At 68.2% G+C, this 16172-nt stretch carries 18 protein-coding genes, 1 pseudogene and 1 riboswitch; of the genes and pseudogenes, 10 read left to right on the plus strand and 9 right to left on the minus strand.

The genetic code is table 11. From position 1 onward, the window contains the following. Nucleotides 1-5 precede the first annotated feature (5 nt). Complete coding sequence (locus A9X01_RS20375; RefSeq protein WP_065122484.1) at nucleotides 6-2261, minus strand: helicase-associated domain-containing protein; 2256 nt, start codon at nucleotides 2259-2261, stop codon at nucleotides 6-8. Between the two features lie 63 nt (nucleotides 2262-2324). On the opposite strand from A9X01_RS20375, the gene A9X01_RS20380 reads away from it, so the two are divergent. Genes A9X01_RS20380 through A9X01_RS20395 form a run of 4 tightly spaced genes read left to right on the plus strand, consistent with a single transcriptional unit; the run spans nucleotide 2325 to nucleotide 3930 of the window. Then, on the plus strand, nucleotides 2325-2519 hold the full coding sequence (locus A9X01_RS20380; protein ID WP_036365005.1) for a hypothetical protein: 195 nt from the start codon (nucleotides 2325-2327) through the stop codon (nucleotides 2517-2519). 9 nt (nucleotides 2520-2528) lie between these two features. After that, entirely contained in the window at nucleotides 2529-3032 is a 504-nt protein-coding gene (moaC, locus tag A9X01_RS20385) for a cyclic pyranopterin monophosphate synthase MoaC (protein WP_065122485.1), read from the plus strand. Further along, nucleotides 3017-3508, plus strand: coding sequence for a MogA/MoaB family molybdenum cofactor biosynthesis protein (locus tag A9X01_RS20390; RefSeq protein ID WP_065122513.1), 492 nt, complete (start codon nucleotides 3017-3019; stop codon nucleotides 3506-3508). Before moaC ends, A9X01_RS20390 begins: the two co-directional genes overlap by 16 nt. Further along, nucleotides 3505-3930, plus strand: coding sequence for a molybdenum cofactor biosynthesis protein MoaE (locus A9X01_RS20395; RefSeq protein WP_065122486.1), 426 nt, complete (start codon nucleotides 3505-3507; stop codon nucleotides 3928-3930). The genes A9X01_RS20390 and A9X01_RS20395 overlap by 4 nt, the downstream gene beginning before the upstream one ends. A 24-nt stretch (nucleotides 3931-3954) precedes the next feature. Here the strand turns inward: A9X01_RS20395 and A9X01_RS20400 are convergent, their stop codons facing one another. The 4 genes from A9X01_RS20400 to A9X01_RS20415 all read right to left on the minus strand — a co-directional run bounded on the left by A9X01_RS20400 (nucleotide 3955) and on the right by A9X01_RS20415 (nucleotide 7062). Then, entirely contained in the window at nucleotides 3955-4887 is a 933-nt protein-coding gene (locus tag A9X01_RS20400; protein WP_065122487.1) for a transglycosylase family protein, read from the minus strand. A gap of 9 nt (nucleotides 4888-4896) precedes the next feature. Beyond that, nucleotides 4897-5100, minus strand: a riboswitch (cyclic di-AMP (ydaO/yuaA leader). A 216-nt stretch (nucleotides 5101-5316) separates the two neighbouring features. After that, entirely contained in the window at nucleotides 5317-5592 is a 276-nt protein-coding gene (locus tag A9X01_RS20405; RefSeq protein ID WP_065122488.1) for a MoaD/ThiS family protein, read from the minus strand. Next, nucleotides 5585-6664 carry a GTP 3',8-cyclase MoaA gene (moaA, locus tag A9X01_RS20410; protein WP_065122489.1) on the minus strand — a complete coding sequence of 360 codons (1080 nt, stop codon included), beginning with the start codon at nucleotides 6662-6664 and terminating at the stop codon, nucleotides 5585-5587. The genes A9X01_RS20405 and moaA overlap by 8 nt, the downstream gene beginning before the upstream one ends. Then, complete coding sequence (locus A9X01_RS20415) at nucleotides 6661-7062, minus strand: YccF domain-containing protein (RefSeq protein WP_065122490.1); 402 nt, start codon at nucleotides 7060-7062, stop codon at nucleotides 6661-6663. The genes moaA and A9X01_RS20415 overlap by 4 nt, the downstream gene beginning before the upstream one ends. A gap of 162 nt (nucleotides 7063-7224) precedes the next feature. Here A9X01_RS20415 and A9X01_RS20420 point away from each other — a divergent pair, with 162 nt between their 5' ends. The 3 genes from A9X01_RS20420 to A9X01_RS20430 all read left to right on the plus strand — a co-directional run bounded on the left by A9X01_RS20420 (nucleotide 7225) and on the right by A9X01_RS20430 (nucleotide 10693). After that, nucleotides 7225-7644 (plus strand): cold-shock protein, encoded by a 420-nt coding sequence (locus A9X01_RS20420; RefSeq protein WP_036364984.1) that lies wholly within the window; start codon nucleotides 7225-7227, stop codon nucleotides 7642-7644. Between the two features lie 85 nt (nucleotides 7645-7729). Continuing rightward, complete coding sequence (locus A9X01_RS20425) at nucleotides 7730-9679, plus strand: acyl-CoA dehydrogenase family protein (RefSeq protein ID WP_065122491.1); 1950 nt, start codon at nucleotides 7730-7732, stop codon at nucleotides 9677-9679. Nucleotides 9680-9688: 9 nt separating this feature from the next. Further along, entirely contained in the window at nucleotides 9689-10693 is a 1005-nt protein-coding gene (locus tag A9X01_RS20430) for a glutathione S-transferase family protein (protein ID WP_065122492.1), read from the plus strand. A gap of 18 nt (nucleotides 10694-10711) precedes the next feature. Here the strand turns inward: A9X01_RS20430 and A9X01_RS20435 are convergent, their stop codons facing one another. Next, nucleotides 10712-11197 (minus strand): DUF2771 domain-containing protein, encoded by a 486-nt coding sequence (locus A9X01_RS20435; RefSeq protein WP_065122493.1) that lies wholly within the window; start codon nucleotides 11195-11197, stop codon nucleotides 10712-10714. Beyond that, complete coding sequence (locus tag A9X01_RS20440; RefSeq protein WP_065122494.1) at nucleotides 11194-12870, minus strand: MFS transporter; 1677 nt, start codon at nucleotides 12868-12870, stop codon at nucleotides 11194-11196. Before A9X01_RS20440 ends, A9X01_RS20435 begins: the two co-directional genes overlap by 4 nt. 155 nt (nucleotides 12871-13025) lie before the next feature. Between A9X01_RS20440 and A9X01_RS20445 the strand changes: the two are divergent. Continuing rightward, nucleotides 13026-13814 (plus strand): annotated as a pseudogene (locus A9X01_RS20445) (DUF3027 domain-containing protein); the annotation flags it as partial. 209 nt (nucleotides 13815-14023) lie between these two features. Here the strand turns inward: A9X01_RS20445 and A9X01_RS20450 are convergent. Both A9X01_RS20450 and A9X01_RS20455 read right to left on the minus strand, forming a co-directional pair. Beyond that, nucleotides 14024-14482: an SRPBCC family protein gene (locus tag A9X01_RS20450; protein WP_065122495.1), complete on the minus strand. Its 459-nt coding sequence runs from the start codon at nucleotides 14480-14482 to the stop codon at nucleotides 14024-14026. A 25-nt stretch (nucleotides 14483-14507) separates the two neighbouring features. Further along, on the minus strand, nucleotides 14508-14777 hold the full coding sequence (locus A9X01_RS20455; protein ID WP_065122496.1) for a DUF2530 domain-containing protein: 270 nt from the start codon (nucleotides 14775-14777) through the stop codon (nucleotides 14508-14510). Nucleotides 14778-14894: 117 nt separating this feature from the next. Here A9X01_RS20455 and A9X01_RS20460 point away from each other — a divergent pair, with 117 nt between their 5' ends. Beyond that, on the plus strand, nucleotides 14895-15326 hold the full coding sequence (locus A9X01_RS20460) for an Rv0880 family HTH-type transcriptional regulator (protein ID WP_065122497.1): 432 nt from the start codon (nucleotides 14895-14897) through the stop codon (nucleotides 15324-15326). Beyond that, complete coding sequence (locus tag A9X01_RS20465; protein ID WP_065122498.1) at nucleotides 15323-16162, plus strand: TrmH family RNA methyltransferase; 840 nt, start codon at nucleotides 15323-15325, stop codon at nucleotides 16160-16162. Before A9X01_RS20460 ends, A9X01_RS20465 begins: the two co-directional genes overlap by 4 nt. Nucleotides 16163-16172: the final 10 nt, after the last annotated feature.

Here is a 16172-nt window from a genome sequence, read left to right on the forward strand (position 1 = left end):
CTCCACTAGTCCTCGGCCGCCATTACCGACGTGATGCGGTGGATCGCGAAATCACGCATCCGCCCCGAAGCCGAATCGAACGCCACCAGCTGACCACCCTTGACGACGACCGGAGCCACCACCCGCTGGGTAGCCACGCCCGCGGCGTCCAGGTATCCGATCAGCACCGTCTCCTGGTCCTGGGCGGCTCGCTGCAGCAACGACATTGCAACCGCCGGGTCCACACGGTTATTCCCGAACGGCGCCGCGGTCACCTTGCGCAACACCGCGACCACGGCGTGCAGCGTCTCGGTGCTGGGCCGCTGCGCGGGCCGGTACGGCCGGCGTTGCTGCGGCACGGGCACCCGCGCGCCGCGGCTGCGCATGTCCACGATCGCTCCGGTGGAATCCTCGGCAGCCGGCGCGAACCCCGCCGAACGCAACGCCACCAATACGTCGGCGATCGGAGCCGGCGAGACCGCCACGGTCGGCGCCAGCGCGCGCAAATGCAACCCTTCGGCCGCCGGCGCCGCGATCGCCTGAGCCAGCAGCGCCGGATCCTCGCAGCGTACAAACGATGCGGCCATACCGATGCGCAGCTGGCCGTGGCGGCGGGCCACGTCGTCAATCAGGTAGGTGAGTCCTTGCGGCACCGGGGTTTTCGAGTGATGGGCAAAGAACGCGTGCATCCAGTCGCGGGTCTTGCCGACGTCGAGTGCATGCCGGATCGACTGCTCGCTGATCCGGTAAACCATTGCCGCGCCGGCGGATTCGACGGTAGCGACGGCAGCCAGTTCGTCGGCGAGGTCACGCTCCAGCGGCCCCGGCACCACAACGGTGAGGTCGGCTTGGAGCAGGAAGTGGTCGATCGGTTCGGGCAACGCACGCGTCATCGCGTCGACGACGGCACCGGGATCGGCGTCGTCTGCGAGTAGGGCGCGACCGGGCGTGCTGATCGCTCCGCGCCCCACCAGGCCCAGCGCGTGGCTTTCGGCGAGCAGATCGGCGATGGGTTCGGGCTGTAGCCGACGGGCCCAGCGCGGGCGGTGCCAGATCAAAGCCGCCGACGCGCTGTTCGCGTCGACCCCGGCGCCCGGTGGCAGGGCGGCCAGCATGCCCAGCAACAGCCGCCGGTCCAACGGCGCGGCGGTGGAGAACAGCGAATCCGACAGGGCGCCATACGGTTTGGCGTCGGGACCTCTGGTGCCGATAAGCGCCGGCCGGCCCGGAAGCTCCAGCCAGGTGCCGGCCAGCAGGTACCAGCGGTCGGCGGCGCCGAGCGTGGTGAACCGGTCAGCCGTCGTGGTCGGCGCCCAGTACGGCCCGTCACCATGCGAAGGCTCGGGGTCCGGGATGCCGCTGGCGATCAGTCCCGCCGCGGCCGAGAGTTCCAGCACCAGCCCAAGGCGCGGCTCGTCGATTCCCGTAGTCTTCGCCAGTCGTTTGAGATCGCGAACCCCCAAGCCGCCGCTGCGTAGCTCGGCAACCGGTGCGGTACCCAGGTTTTCGAGCAGCACATCGACCTCGCGCAGCAGATCGATGACGGCTCCGGCGGCCGCCGCGTCGACGTCCGCGACTTTGGTTTTCGAGACGGTCGGATCCGGCTGAGTGAGCCGCATCGGGCCCGGACTCTCACCGCGCAACACCTGCGCCACGTGGCGCGGCAGGATCACCGTCTCGGCATCGATGCGCCGCAGCAGGCCCGTCGCCAGCAACCGGGGCACCGGCCGGTCCGGCGGAGCCCCGGGCGCCGCGTCGCGGGTGCGTCCCATCGGAGACCCTTCGAGGAGCTTCTCGAGGACCTCGCGTTGTGCATCGTCGACCGATGCGATCAGGGCGGCGATCTCATCCCCGGTATGGGTGCGGTCCTCGAGCGTGACCTGGCCGGGATGCCACGGCAGGGCCGTCCCCGCATCGGCGGCCACGCGCACCGTGTTCTCGCCCCACACCAGCGCACGGTCCCGGAGATCGTCCAGCGCTGCGGCCACGTCGTCCTCGGCTGCGTGGTCCCCGAGCAACGTCAGCAATTTCGAGACCGGCACCGGCTCGGCGTCGGCCTGCAGCACCAACAACGCGTCGAGTACGGCCAGCCGCAGGAAATCCAGATCGTCGGTGGCAGCCTTGACCGACTGACGCGCCTGGGCGCGCGCGGCCAGCGCCGCGATGCTGCCGGGCGGCGGCTGAGCGAGGTCCGGTCGCAGCTCCAGCAGCAGGATCAGCCGCTCGTCGGGCAAGTCGGCCAGCCAGGACCCCAGCGGAATATCCGGGGAATGTTCGGTCATTGCTGATCAAGCCTAGGCGCGACCGGCAGCCTTCCGCCGCAGACGGTGCGACGACCTGTCAGAATGGAGCGCGTGGCTGACAGAGGCAAAGCAAAGTACGTGGACAACGGCTGGCCGACCACCGACCCGGACGACCACGCGGTGAGCGAACTCGTCACAGACCGCACCGGTGCGCTCTCACCCTTTGGTGAGGTGGTGTTCCCGGTGCCCGCCGACGAGCTGCCCTATGTCCATCCGGTGACCGACGCGACCTGGTAGGTCATCGGCATGTCCGGGGCGGCCGGGCCGTCTGAAGCCCCGGTGAACGCGCTGTCTCACCTCGACGAGCGAGGGGCGGCGCACATGGTCGACGTCACCGAAAAGGGAACGACGCGACGTACCGCCGTGGCGGCCGGGGTCTTGCGCACCTCTGCGGAGGTGGTGGGCCTGATCTCCAGTGGTGGTCTGCCCAAGGGTGATGCGCTGGCCACCGCCCGGGTAGCGGGCATCCTGGCGGCCAAGCGCACCAGTGACCTGATCCCGTTGTGCCATCAGCTGGCCCTCACCGGGGTGGACGTCGATTTCACCGTCGGCAAAGCGGAGATCGAGATCACTGCTATGGTGCGCAGCACCGACCGAACGGGGGTGGAGATGGAGGCGTTGACCGCGGTGAGTGTGGCGGCCCTGACCCTGTACGACATGATCAAGGCGGTCGACCCGGCCGCTCGCATCGACGACATCCGGGTGCTGCGCAAAGAGGGCGGTCGCAGCGGAAGCTGGGTGCGGCCGTGAGCCGCACCGCGCGCGTCATCATCGCCAGCACCCGAGCCGCCAGCGGTACCTACGCCGACGAAACCGGGCCGATCATCGCGGAATGGCTGGAAAAGCAGGGATTTCTGCCCGTGCAGCCTCAGGTGGTCGCCGACGGCAACCCGGTCGGCGAGGCATTGAACGACGCCCTCGACGACGGTGTCGACCTGGTGATCACCTCCGGCGGCACCGGCATCTCGCCCACCGACAGCACCCCGGAACAGACGGTGGCCGTGCTGGACTTCGTCATTCCCGGGCTGGCCGACGCCATCCGGCGCGCGGGCGAGTCGAAGGTGCCGACGTCCGCGTTGTCGCGCGGGGTGTGCGGGGTGGCGGGCCAGACGCTGATCATCAACCTGCCGGGGTCACCCGGCGGCGTTCGGGACGGCCTCGGGGTGCTCGCCGAGGTGCTCCACCATGCGCTGGATCAGCTCGCCGGCAAAGATCACCGACGATGACGCTGGTCCTGCGCGCCGCAGTGACCGAGCAGCCGATCTCGCTCGCCGAACACGAGGCCCTGGTCGGCCACCAGTCCGCGGGTGCCGTCGTCGGCTTCGTCGGCATGATCCGAGACCACGACGGCGGACGGCAGGTGGTGCGGCTCGAGTACTCCGCGCACCCGTCGGCTCAGCAAGTGTTCGCCGAGGTAGTCGCCGACATCGCCGAGCGGGCCAGCGGTGTGCGCGCGGTCGCGGCCAGCCACCGCATCGGGGTACTGCACATCGGGGAGGCCGCGTTGGTGGCCGCCGTAGCCGCAGACCATCGCCAGGCAGCCTTCAGCACCTGCGCGGAGCTGGTGGACACCATCAAGGAACGACTACCGGTGTGGAAGCACCAGTTCTTCGATGACGGCGGTGAGGAGTGGGTGGGTTCGGCCTGAACCGGCTGGGCTCAGGCCGCCACCTCAGCTGACCGGGCCCGCGGCGAACGCGTCGAGCGCGTCGTTACCGGCAACACCCTGGTCGACGATCGCCTGCCACAGCTGCTGGGTGTAGCCGACGGTTGAAACCTCGTGGATCGTGACGGGCGCCGGGGCCTCGGCAGGCGCCGGCGGCACCTCGGCGGGCTGGAAGCCTGCCTCGATAACCGGGGGAGCGACCTCCAGGGCGGGCGGCACGTCGCCGGGCGCCGGTGCGAGTTCCTCGGGGGCCGGCGGCAGCTCGGCAGGCGCCGGCGGCAGCTCCTCGGCGGGCGCGGGCGGCAACTCGGCGGGAGCTGGCGCGAGTTCGGCAGGCGCGGGCGGGAGTTCGGCCGGCGCAGGCGGCAGTTCGGCCGGAGCCGGTGCCAGTTCGACGGACGCGGGGGTCACCTCGGCGGGAGCAGGCAGGTCGTTGCCGGCCAGCTGCACCTCGGGGGCGGGCGCCTCGGCGGGCGGTGGCACGTCTCCCGGCGGAGGGGCCAGTTCGCCGTTCAGCCCGGGGGCGTCCAGCGGCTGGTCGAGGCCGGCCGGCTGGGGAAGTACGTTGCGGGGCGTGGGGCCCGACAGCCCGGTGCCGCAGACCGGCCAGGCGCCGCGGCCCTGGCTGGCCAGCACGCGCTCGGCGATGGCGATCTGCTGGTCCTTGGTGGCCAGCTGGGCCGAGGGCGCGAACTCGCTGCCGCCGTGCGAGGCCCAGGTGCCGGCCGCGAACTGAACGCCGCCGTAGAACCCGTTACCGGTGTTGATCGACCAGTTGCCGCCGGACTCGCAAGCAGCGACGCGGTCCCATTCCTGGTCCGTCGCGGCGGCTGCCTGGGCGGCCATGGCGATGCTGCCGCCGCCCAGCACGGCGCCGGTGAAGGCGACCTTGGCGACGCTGACGCTGGAGGTAGTGGGCTTACGGTGCCGTCCACTCATACGCTCGGAAATTCCTCTCGTGTGCACGCCTGCGAGGTCAGCTGTCGGGTTCGGGTGGGAGAGGTCACCCGGCCGCATCGGTCACCGTTGACGCAACGTCGGCTTCACCCCTAGGGCCGTAGGGCCCGGTCCGATCTCGGCGGACCTGGTGGGTCCCCCGCCTCCATCCGCGGGTCGGAATCCCTCACCTACTGGATGGAGCTCGGCGCGTTATAGGTAAGGGAGGGCTCGTCATTCGGGTTGGTTTGACGAACCCCCCGAGACGCTAGCGGGTTCAAGCGATCTCGTCACGTCTGGGAAAAACGGGCGTTTTGGTCACAGCCGTCGCGCAAAACGCCAGGAACGGTCGACGTTTGCCCAGCTCATAGCACCCGAAATCGGAGCGTGGCCGCGTTGTTATCTTTCCGTTACGTGAGATATGTCACAGTTTTAACCGCCGGCGAAGGGCGGAAGTACGTCAACCGTGTTTCCGGCGGATAACGTCGACGTCTCATCTCGGACGGCAATTCCGTCCAGTAGATAGGAGCAGCGGCTCAACACCGTGGCGAGCGGAGTACCCCGATTCGCAAGTTCCTTAATCAACTCCGCCACCGTGGTACCTGCTCGCAACGCGAGCGTTTCCGACTCGATACCTGCTGCCGCGCGGGCAGCCGCGAAATAGCGAACGGTGACCGCGATCTGATCCGCGGCGGATGTCTCAGCCACCGATCGCACTCATCGGTCGGTCGGGCTGGACGAAGCCGGGGTCGTTGATGCCGTGGCCGGCGGGCTTGCCCCACATTGCCGCGCGCCAAGTCGCCTCGATGGCCTGATCGTCGGCGCCGCCGCGCAGCAACCCGCGGAGGTCGGTCTCCTCGGTGGCGAACAGGCAGCTGCGAATCTGTCCGTCGGCGGTCAGCCGGGTGCGGTCACACGCCGAACAGAACGCGTGCGACACCGAGGCGATGACGCCGAACTTTCCGGATGGGGTGTTCGGGCCCGTGTCGACCAACCAAAGCTCGGCGGGCGCCGAACCCCGCGGCGCCGGGTCGGGCCGGAGCCGGAAATGCGGCCGTAAGGCTGCGAGGACATCGTCGGCGCTCAGCCCGGCACCGCGGCGCCACTGATGGCCGGCGTCGAGCGGCATCTGCTCGATGACGCGCAACTGATAGCCCAGCCCGAGGCAGTACCGCAATAGTTCGACGACGTCCTCGCGGCCGGTGGCGGGGTCCAGCACGGCGTTCACCTTGACCGGTCCGAGTCCGGCCCCGCTGGCGGCCGTCAGCCCGGCCAGCACGTCGTCGAGGCGGTTCCGGCGGGTGATGGCGGCGAAGTGGTCGGGGTTGATGCTGTCCAGCGACACGTTGACCCGGTCCAGACCGGCCGCGGCCAATGCGGCCGCCCGTCGGGCCAACCCCACCCCGTTGGTGGTCAGGGAGATCTCCGGTCGGGGAGTGAGGCTCGCGGCTCCGGCAATGACTTCTTCGAGGTGGCGCACCAGTAGCGGCTCACCGCCGGTGAACCGCACGCTGGTGACGCCCAACCGGGTCACGGCGATGCGCATCAGCCGGGTCAGTTCCTCCGGGGTGAGCAGCTCGTCGCGGGGCAGCCAATCCAGGCCATGCTCGGGCATGCAGTAGGTGCACCGCAGATTGCAGCGGTCGGTGAGGGACACCCGCAGGTCGGTGGCGACCCGGCCGTAGGTATCGATCAGCGGGCCCTGCGTAGGGGCACCCTCCGCCGACCTACTCGAACGAGGACCCGGCACCGTGGGCAGGCCCAGCGCGGTCAGGGTCATGCCGACACCCCGTACCGACCCGGCGCATCGGCGGGAACGATTTCCTTGCCCAGCGGCACCAGCGACACCGGGATCAGTTTCAGGTTCGCCAGCGCCAAGGGAATCCCGATGATCGTCACGGCCATTGCCAGCGCGCTCGCCAGATGCCCGATCGCCAGCCAGATTCCGAACAGCAGCACCCAGATGACGTTGCCGATCAACGCGCCCGTCCCAGCGCCCGGCTTCTCGACGATCGTCCGGCCGAACGGCCACAGCGCGTAGGACGCGATGCGCAGCGACGCGAAGCCGAACGGGATGGTGACGATGAGCAGGAAGCAGACAAGCGCAGCGAGCAGGTATCCGAGGGCCAACCAGAGGCCACCGAAAACCAGCCAGATGACATTCAGAATCAGGCGCATATCTCCTCCAGCGGTAAGACCAGCGTACCGAGTGGCGGGTAAACCGGGGTGCTCGGTAGTGAACCGCGCGAGTAGGATCTGAGATCGTCATCGCGTCCTGTGTATGCGGGACGCGTTTTATGTTGCATACCCAGTGACCCGTCAGACAAGCAGGTGAGAGCAGTGCCGACCGGCAAAGTGAAGTGGTACGACCCCGAAAAGGGGTTCGGCTTCCTGTCGCAGGAGGACGGCGAAGACGTATACGTCCGCTCTTCGGCGTTGCCCGAAGGTGTCGAGGGCCTCAAAGCTGGTCAGCGCGTCGAGTTCGGCATCGCCTCCGGTCGGCGCGGACCGCAAGCGCTGAGCCTCAAGCTGATCGACCCGCCGCCCAGCCTCACCAGGACCCGTCGCGAGGCAGCACGTCAGGCACCGGCCGAACACAAGCACAGCCCTGACGAACTGCACGGCATGCTTGCGGATCTGATCACCTTCCTCGAGGACAAGGTGCAGCCGGAGTTGCGCAAGGGCCGCTACCCGGACCGCAAAACCGCGCGCCAGGTCTCCGAAGTGGTGAAGGCGGTCGCCCGGGAGTTCGAGGCTTAGCGCGTCTGGGCGCGCCTGCCCCGGCGTATCCTCACCCGAAGCGGGTATCCCGATTTAGTCGGGATGCATCGGCGAGGAGGCGGCAATGGCACAGCAAGAGGTCACCGAGGAACAAGCGCGAGCCGTCGCCGAGGAATCCCGCGAAAGCGGTTGGGACAAGCCATCTTTTGCCAAAGAGCTGTTCCTGGGACGCTTCCCGCTCGAGCTGATTCACCCGTTCCCCACGCCGGCCGCCGCCGAGGAGGCGCGCACCAAGGAGTTTCTGGGCAAGCTCAAGGAGTTTCTGACCGGCGTCGAGGGCAACGTCATCGAGCGCGAGGCACGCATTCCCGACGAATACGTCAAGGGTCTGGCCGATCTGGGCTGCTTCGGCATGAAGATCCCGACCGAGTACGGCGGTCTCGGCATGTCGCAGGTTGCCTACAACCGCGCGCTGATGCTGGTGACGACCGTGCATCCCAGCCTGGGAGCTTTGCTGTCGGCGCACCAGTCGATCGGTGTGCCCGAGCCACTCAAGCTGGCCGGGAGTGAAGAGCAGAAGCGAAAGTTCCTGCCGCGGTGCGCCGCCGGCGCGGTGTCGGCGTTCCTGCTCACCGAACCGGACGTGGGATCCGACCCCGCCCGGTTGGGCTCCACTGCGACACCGGTGGACGACGGTCGGGCCTACGAACTCGAAGGCGTAAAACTTTGGACCACCAACGGGGTGGTCGCCGATCTGCTCGTGGTGATGGCTCGCGTGCCCAAGAGCGACGGGCATCGCGGCGGCATCAGTGCCTTTGTCGTGGAGGCCGATTCGCCCGGGATCACCGTCGAGCGGCGTAACCAGTTCATGGGTCTGCGCGGCATTGAGAACGGCTTGACCCGGATGCACAAGGTGCGTGTTCCGGCCGAGAATCTGATCGGCCGGGAGGGTGACGGGTTGCGAATCGCGTTGACCACCCTCAACGTCGGACGACTGGCGTTGCCCGCCATGGTGACCGGTTCGGCCAAGTGGTCGTTGAAGATTGCGCGAGAATGGTCGCGCGAGCGCGTGCAGTGGGGCAAGCCGGTCGGCAAACATGAAGCGGTGGCCCGCAAGATCGCGTTTATGGCGGCCACCACCTATGCCCTCGACGCGGTGGTGGAGTTGTCCGGTCAGATGGCCGACGAAGGGCGCAACGACATTCGGATCGAGGCGGCGCTGGCGAAGCTCTGGTGCAGCGAAATGACCTGTGTCATCGCCGATGACCTGATGCAGATTCGCGGCGGCCGTGGGTATGAGACGGCCGAGTCGCTCGCGGCGCGCGGCGAGCGTGCCGCACAGGTGGAGCAGTCCCTGCGCGACCTGCGGATCAACCGCATCTTCGAAGGGGCCAGTGAGATCATGCGGCTGCTCATCGCCCGCGAAGCCGTCGATGCGCACCTGGCCGCAGCCGGTGACCTGGCCAAGCCCGACGCCGACCTGCGGCAGAAGGCCGCGGCCGCCGTCGGTGCGAGCGGGTTCTACGCAAAGTGGTTGCCCAAGTTGGTATTCGGTGAAGGCCAGCGACCTACGGCATACGGTGAATTCGGCCCGTTGGCGTCACACCTGCGGTTCATCGAACGTTCCAGCCGGAAACTGGCCCGTAACACCTTCTACGGGATGGCGCGCTGGCAGGCCAAGCTGGAGCAGAAGCAGGGTTTCCTGGGGCGCATCGTCGACGTCGGTGCCGAGTTGTTTGCGATGGCCGCAGTGTGCGTGCGCGCGGAAGCGCAGCGGGCAGCGGATCCGGTGGTCGGTGAGCAGGCCTACGAGTTGGCCGAATTGTTCTGCGAGCAAGCGACTTTACGGGTTGAGGCGCTGTTCGAGGCCTTGTGGAGCAATACCGACAGCGGCGATGTACGGTTGACCAACGATGTACTCGAGGGCCGCTACCGCTGGCTGGAAGACGGCATCCTCGACCAATCGGAGGGGACGGGGCCATGGATCGCAGCGTGGGAGCCGGGCCCGTCGACCGAAACGAATCTGGCCCGGCGGTTCACCACCGGCTCGGAACCGACCGCGGCGAGCGTGTAAGGCGGCTTGATGGGTAGCTATGTTGCCGGCACTGGCGAATTCAACCGTGACACCAACTACATCACCACCCGCATCACGGCCGACGGCCGCGACGGCTACCCGGTGGAGCCAGACCGTTACCGGCTGGTGGTCGCCCGGGCTTGCCCGTGGGCCAATCGCACCATCATCGTTCGGCGGCTGTTAGGTCTGGAATCCGTTCTCTCTATTGGGTTTTGTGGACCCACCCACGACGAGCGCAGCTGGACATTCGATCTCGACCCAGGTGGCGTGGATCCGGTGCTCAAGATTCCGCGGTTGCAGGACGCCTTTTTCAAGCGGATCCCCAACTACGAAAAGGGGATCACGGTGCCGGCGATCGTCGACATCCCCACCGGGGCGGTGGTCACCAACGACTTCGCGCAGATGACCCTCGACTTCTCCACCGAGTGGACCGCGTACCACCGCGATGGCGCGCCGCAGCTGTATCCGGAGGAATTGCGGGACGAGATCGACGAGGTGAGCACCCGGATCTACACCGAGATCAACAACGGCGTCTACCGGTGCGGCTTCGCCGGCTCACAGGACGCCTACGGCAAGGCCTACGACCGGTTGTTCACCGCGCTGGACTGGGTGAGTGACCGGCTGGCCCGCCAGCGGTTCCTGGTGGGGGACACCATCACCGAGGCGGACGTGCGGCTGTTCACCACGCTGGCGCGCTTCGACCCGGTGTATCACGGTCACTTCAAGTGCAATCGCACCAAGCTGACGGAGATGCCGGTGCTCTGGGCCTATGCCCGGGATCTGTTCCAGACTCCGGGTTTCGGCGACACCATCGACTTCGTGCAGATCAAGCAGCACTACTACATCGTGCACGCCGACATCAACCCGACCGGCATCGTGCCCAAGGGGCCGGACCTGGCGGGGTGGCGGACTCCGCACGGTCGAGAGGAACTGGGTGGCAGACCGTTCGGCGACGGAACCCCACCCGGACCCACCCGCGAAGGGGAACGGGTACCGCCCGGACACGGCGCGTAGGCGTGCCTTGGCCCGGTGTCAAAACGTCAGGCGCACCGACCATTCCGCATGCGGAGCCTCGCGTAGTTCGCCGTTGTCGACGACCAGCGTCAGCAACTGCACGACCAGTCCCGCCAGCCGTCCCCGATGCGGGTCGACGGTCGGAATGGTAAGAGCCAAGCGGGAATTGGGGCGAAAGAATGTCGTTGCGGTGTTGGTGGGATCGTCGTAGATCTGGAGCAGCCGCCAGGGTGCCCGGCCGATGGCGTCGGGCACCGAGAGTTGCACGGGATAACGCTCACTGACCCGGAGTTCGCCCTGTGACTGCGGAGTTTGGCAGTCGTTGAGGTTGAGCACGTTGCAGTACATGTAGGGGCCCACCCGGGTGGAGTGGCCGTGTGAGTAGGCGCTGATCGTCGGCCAATGCGGACCTGACGGCCGCAGCACCAGCCACGTTCCGATTCCCGCCCCGATGGCCAGCACCAGCACGACGACCGTTAGCAGCACGGCTCCAGAGCGTTTCACCGTGGCATCGCGCTCGTCGTCGAAGCGCCGCGGCGCTGACCCTCCTGCTCGACCATCACCGGCCGGTTGCCGCCGAGGCCAGGAATGAGCGAGTCACCCCGGAAACTGACGATCGTCTGGGCCAGGCCGAGAATCAACAGGGCGCTGACCGCGGTGAACCCGACCCACAACTCGGTGTACACCAACACCCCGACCGCACCGCCCAGCACCCAGGCCAGCTGCAGGGTGGATTCCGATCGCCCGAAACCGGAGGCGCGTGCCTCCTCGGGCAGATCGTGCTGCAGCGAAGCATCCAGCGAGGCCTTCGCGATGGCGCTCGATCCGGACGTGATCAGGGTGGCCACCGCGGTGAGGACCAAATTGCCGGCCACCGCGGCGGCCAGCGCGAACGCGGTGACCACCACGGTGCAGCGGACCACCAGCACGGCCGGGCGGCCCAGTTTGAGCCGGGCGCTGGCGAAGTTCCCGGCGAAGTTACCGATCGCCGCGGCGGCGCCGATGATCCCGAGCATGGCCAGCTGCACCCAGCCGTCGGCGTCGTGGGCCTTGGCGACGAATGCCGGGTACAGAAACAGGAAACCGACCATCACCTTGATGGTGCAGTTGCCCCACAACGAGGTGATGATGTTGCGGCCCAACGGCTGCCGCAGCTTGCCGCCGACCTGGTTGGGTTCCTCCTGCCAACTGAGGTGCAGCGCGTCGCTGTGGCGGTGATAGCTCAACGTTGCCGGCACTTCGCCCGCGGTCACCTCCACCCAACTCGGGATCCGCATCGACAGCAGGGCGCCGACGATGGTGATGCCGACGACGACGAACAGGGCGCCGGGCAGCTTGAACAGATGGGTGCAGGCGAACTCCACTCCGGCGGCGATGGCTCCGCCGGCGATGGTCCCACCGAGCAGGCCGAAGACGGTCAGCCGCGAATTGACCCGGACCAGGTCGATGCTCGGTGGCATGACTCGCGGCGTCACCGCGCTGCGCAGCACGCTGAATGACTTCGAGAAAACCATCATGGCCAGCGCGCAGGGATACAGCACCCAGGGCGGGAAACTGCCGCTGGCCCCGTCGTAATTCATGATCAGGATCAACGCCAACGCCGTGCGCAGCGCGAAGGACAAGGCGAGCGCCACCCGCCGGCCATGCTGCAGTTTGTCCAGCGCCGGCCCGATCAGCGGGGCGATGACGGCGAACGGTGCGATGGTGATCAGCAGGTAGAGCGCGACTTTGGATTTGCTCTCGCCGCTGGCCGCCGCGAAGAACAGTGTGTTGGCCAGGGCCACCGCCATCGCGGAGTCGACGGCGAAGTTGGCCATCACCGGCCAGGTCAGCGCTGTGAGCCCCGACTTGTCGGCGCCGTCGGCGGTGGCGGCGCGCTGCACCATCCAGTACATCCGGGATCCCATTTCGCGGCTGCGCATGGCGGCGGCGCGGGTGACGGTGATCCGCTCACCGTTGGTGTAACCACGCTGCGGCGGCGGCTCGCTGGAGCGCTCCGGTGGCGGCTCCTCACCCAGCGGGGGTAGGTAGCGGTTGGCGCTGGGCATCGGCGGGGGCCGGCGGCGCCGATAGTCACCGTCGCGATCGTCGTGGGCCGGGTAGTTCGCCATACCCGGATGCTCTTGGTGGGACCTCGGTGGTCCCTTGGGGGGTCGGCGGCCCGGCGGTGGGGCCATTCGGCCCGGATGGTCACCTCGCCGTGCGGACACCATTCAATTCTGTCCTATGCCGCCTCGCTGCGGAGGAAACCGGGTGTGGCTCGAACTCCGTGTCTCTCGGAAGGCCGGTGCATTAGGAAAGGCAGCGAGTGCGGTGACGTTAAGCTGTGTCCGTGACCGGACCCAGTGACGAGACCGCCCAGCAGGGCGGCGCCGTGACGGTGGCCGAGTGGCCTGAGGAGCTGGCGGGCGTGCTGACCGGTGCGGCCGAGCAAGCCCGCGCCGCCGTGGCGGAGTTCAGTGGGGCCGACGCCGTCGGCGACTATCTGGGCGTCACCTATGAAGACCCGAACGCCGCCACCCATCGGTTCCTGGCGCATGTGCCGGGCTACCAGGGCTGGCAGTGGGCGGTCGTCGTTGCTGGGTACGCCGGATCTGACCACGCCACGATCAGTGAAGTGGTGCTGATCCCGGGACCGACCGCGCTGTTGGCGCCCGAATGGGTGCCGTGGGAGCAGCGGGTGCGGGCCGGGGACCTGAGCCCGGGCGACCTGTTGGCTCCGGCGAAGGACGACCCGCGACTGGTGCCCGGCTACACCGCCAGCGGTGACCCAGAGGTCGACGACGTCGCCGCCGAGCTCGGGCTGGGCCGTCGTTGGGTGATGAGTGCCTGGGGTCGCGCCGATGCGGCCGAGCGCTGGCACGAGGGCGATTTCGGCCCCCACTCGGCGATGTCGCGCTCGACGAAGCGGGTGTGCCGCGATTGCGGGTTCTTCCTTCCGCTGGCCGGATCGCTGGGTGCCATGTTCGGGGTTTGCGGGAACGAGCTGTCCGCGGACGGACATGTCGTCGACAAGCACTACGGCTGCGGTGCGCATTCCGATACCCCGGCGCCGGCAGGCACCGGATCGCCGATGTACGAGCCGTTCGACGATGGCGTTCTCGACGTCGTGGATAAGCCGGTCGTTGAGGCGGCTGAGCAGGTTGAGCCTGCTGAGGCGGCCGAGCCGGTCGAGCCTGCTGAGGCGGCCGAGCCGGTCGAGCCTGAGCCTGCCGAACCGGGTGACGCCGGCGACTCGGCCGAGGCGGTCGACGCGGCTGAGGACGGCGACTCCGGCGACCCCGTCAGCGATGCCGGCGACGCCGGTGGGGAGTCCGGCGACTCCGGCGACTAACTCCGCTCGGCGGCGGCCTTGATCCGCGCCAGCGACGCGTTCATACCCTCGACCAACTCGCGCTCAAAGCTTTCCGTCCCGCCCATCAGCGCATTGACCGACATGCTGGAAAAGGCGCTCACTCCGTTCTCGGCATGACGGCTTTCGGTCACCCGGGTGCCCTGCCCGTGAGGTTCGAGCTCATAGCTCCAAATGGTTCGGTTGACGTCCACCCGGAACGCCAGCTTCTGCTCGGGGATCACCTCCACGACGGTGCTGGTGGTGGGCCAGAACAACCGGTTGCGCCGGTTCATGTTCAGCGTCCGCGTGCCGGTGCGCAGCGGACCGAACTGGCGTAGCCAGCGGCACTGCGGGCTCCACTCCGGCATGCGTTGCAGGTCTGAGATCAACTTCCAGACCTTCGCGGGTGGTGCGTCGATATCGATCGAAGCCTGAAGCAGCGGGGCTGCCCCCATGTGTCCTCCTACGCGTTGCTAGATGTCATTTCTTGTCGAGATACGTTTCCAGTCCGGATTGCGCGCCGCGGGCTCCGCGCCGGGCGGCGGCGAGCTGCCAGACGAAGATGCTGGTACCCAGCACGCCCACCCCGAGTCCGGCGACCGACACCGGTCGCCACGTCTGCAAGCTCGGTATCAAGAAGGCGGCAGCGACGGCGACCAACCAACCCAGCGCGCCGACCGCGATGACCGGCCAGACCGCCAGTAGGGCAGCCGGCAGGGGCGGTGGTTCGGGCGCGGGCTGGTCACTCATCGCGTTTCAACATAGCCCGCCGCCGCAGCGCAGCGTCCCGATGCCCGGCGGCGCCGACAGCGGCGGTGTTCGCCGTTTCTTAGCCAAGTTTCCGAATTTCCGTTGTAGATTCGCGCTGTGCCTGACAGCGATGCGCGGTTAGCTGCCGATTTGTCGTTGGCGGTCATGCGGTTGGCCCGCCAGCTCCGGTTCCGCAACCCGTCGGCGCCGGTGTCGTTGTCGCAGTTGTCGGCATTGACGACGCTGGCCAACGAGGGCGCCATGACCCCCGGCGCGCTGGCGATCCGGGAACGGGTGCGCCCGCCGTCGATGACGCGGGTGATCGCGTCGCTGGCCGACGAGGGTTTGGTCGATCGCGCCCCGCACCCCGTCGATGGCCGGCAGGTGCTGGTTTCGGTGTCCGAGTCGGGCGCCGAGCTGGTCAAAGCCGCCCGCCGGGCCCGGCAGGAGTGGCTGGCCGAGCGGTTGGCGACCCTGAACGACGAGCAACGCGACACCCTGCGCAATGCGGCCGACCTGATCTCGGCCCTGGTCGACGAAAGCCCGTGACCGCATCTCCTCCCGACCTCGACGTTCAGGACGTCACCGATCCCGACGACCCACGCCTCGATGATTTCCGAGACCTGAACAGCGTCGACCGCCGGCCCGACCTGCCGACCGGCAAGGGACTGGTGATCGCCGAGGGTGTGCTGGTGGTGCAGCGCATGCTGGCGTCGCGGTTCAATCCGCGCGCGCTGTTGGGCACCGACCGCAGGCTGCAAGAGCTCAGGGACGACCTGGCCGGGGTGTCGGTGCCCTACTACCGGACCTCGGCCGACGTGATGGCGCAGGCCGTGGGATTTCACCTCAACCGAGGCGTGTTGGCCGCCGCGAGCCGGGTGCCGGAGCCCAGCGTCGTCGAAGTGGTCGAGGGTGCCCGCACCGTCGCCGTACTCGAGGGCGTGAACGACCACGAGAATCTGGGGTCGATCTTCCGCAACGCCGCCGGCCTGGGGGTGGACGCCGTGGTGTTCGGCAGCGGCTGCGCCGATCCGCTCTACCGGCGTGCCGTGCGGGTGTCGATGGGTCACGCGTTGCTGGTTCCCTATGCCCGGGCCGGCGACTGGCCCGCCGATCTCGTGCAGCTGAAGGACCGCGGGTTTCGGCTGCTGGCGATGACGCCCCAGGGTGATGCCCTGGATCTGCCGCAGGCGGTGGCCGCCGCACGGGACCAACCCATCGCGTTGCTGGTCGGCGCGGAGGGACCGGGCTTGACCAGGGCCGCGCTGCGGATCAGCGACATGCGGGTACGCATCCCGATGTCGCGTGGCACCGACTCGCTCAATGTCGCGACCGCGGCAGCGGTCGCGTTCTACGAGCGGGCCCGCTCGCTGATGACGGGTTAGGGTCGGGTGT

This window comes from Mycobacterium asiaticum, assembly GCF_001668675.1.
In the GTDB taxonomy this organism is placed as follows: Bacteria; Actinomycetota; Actinomycetes; order Mycobacteriales; family Mycobacteriaceae; genus Mycobacterium; species Mycobacterium asiaticum_D.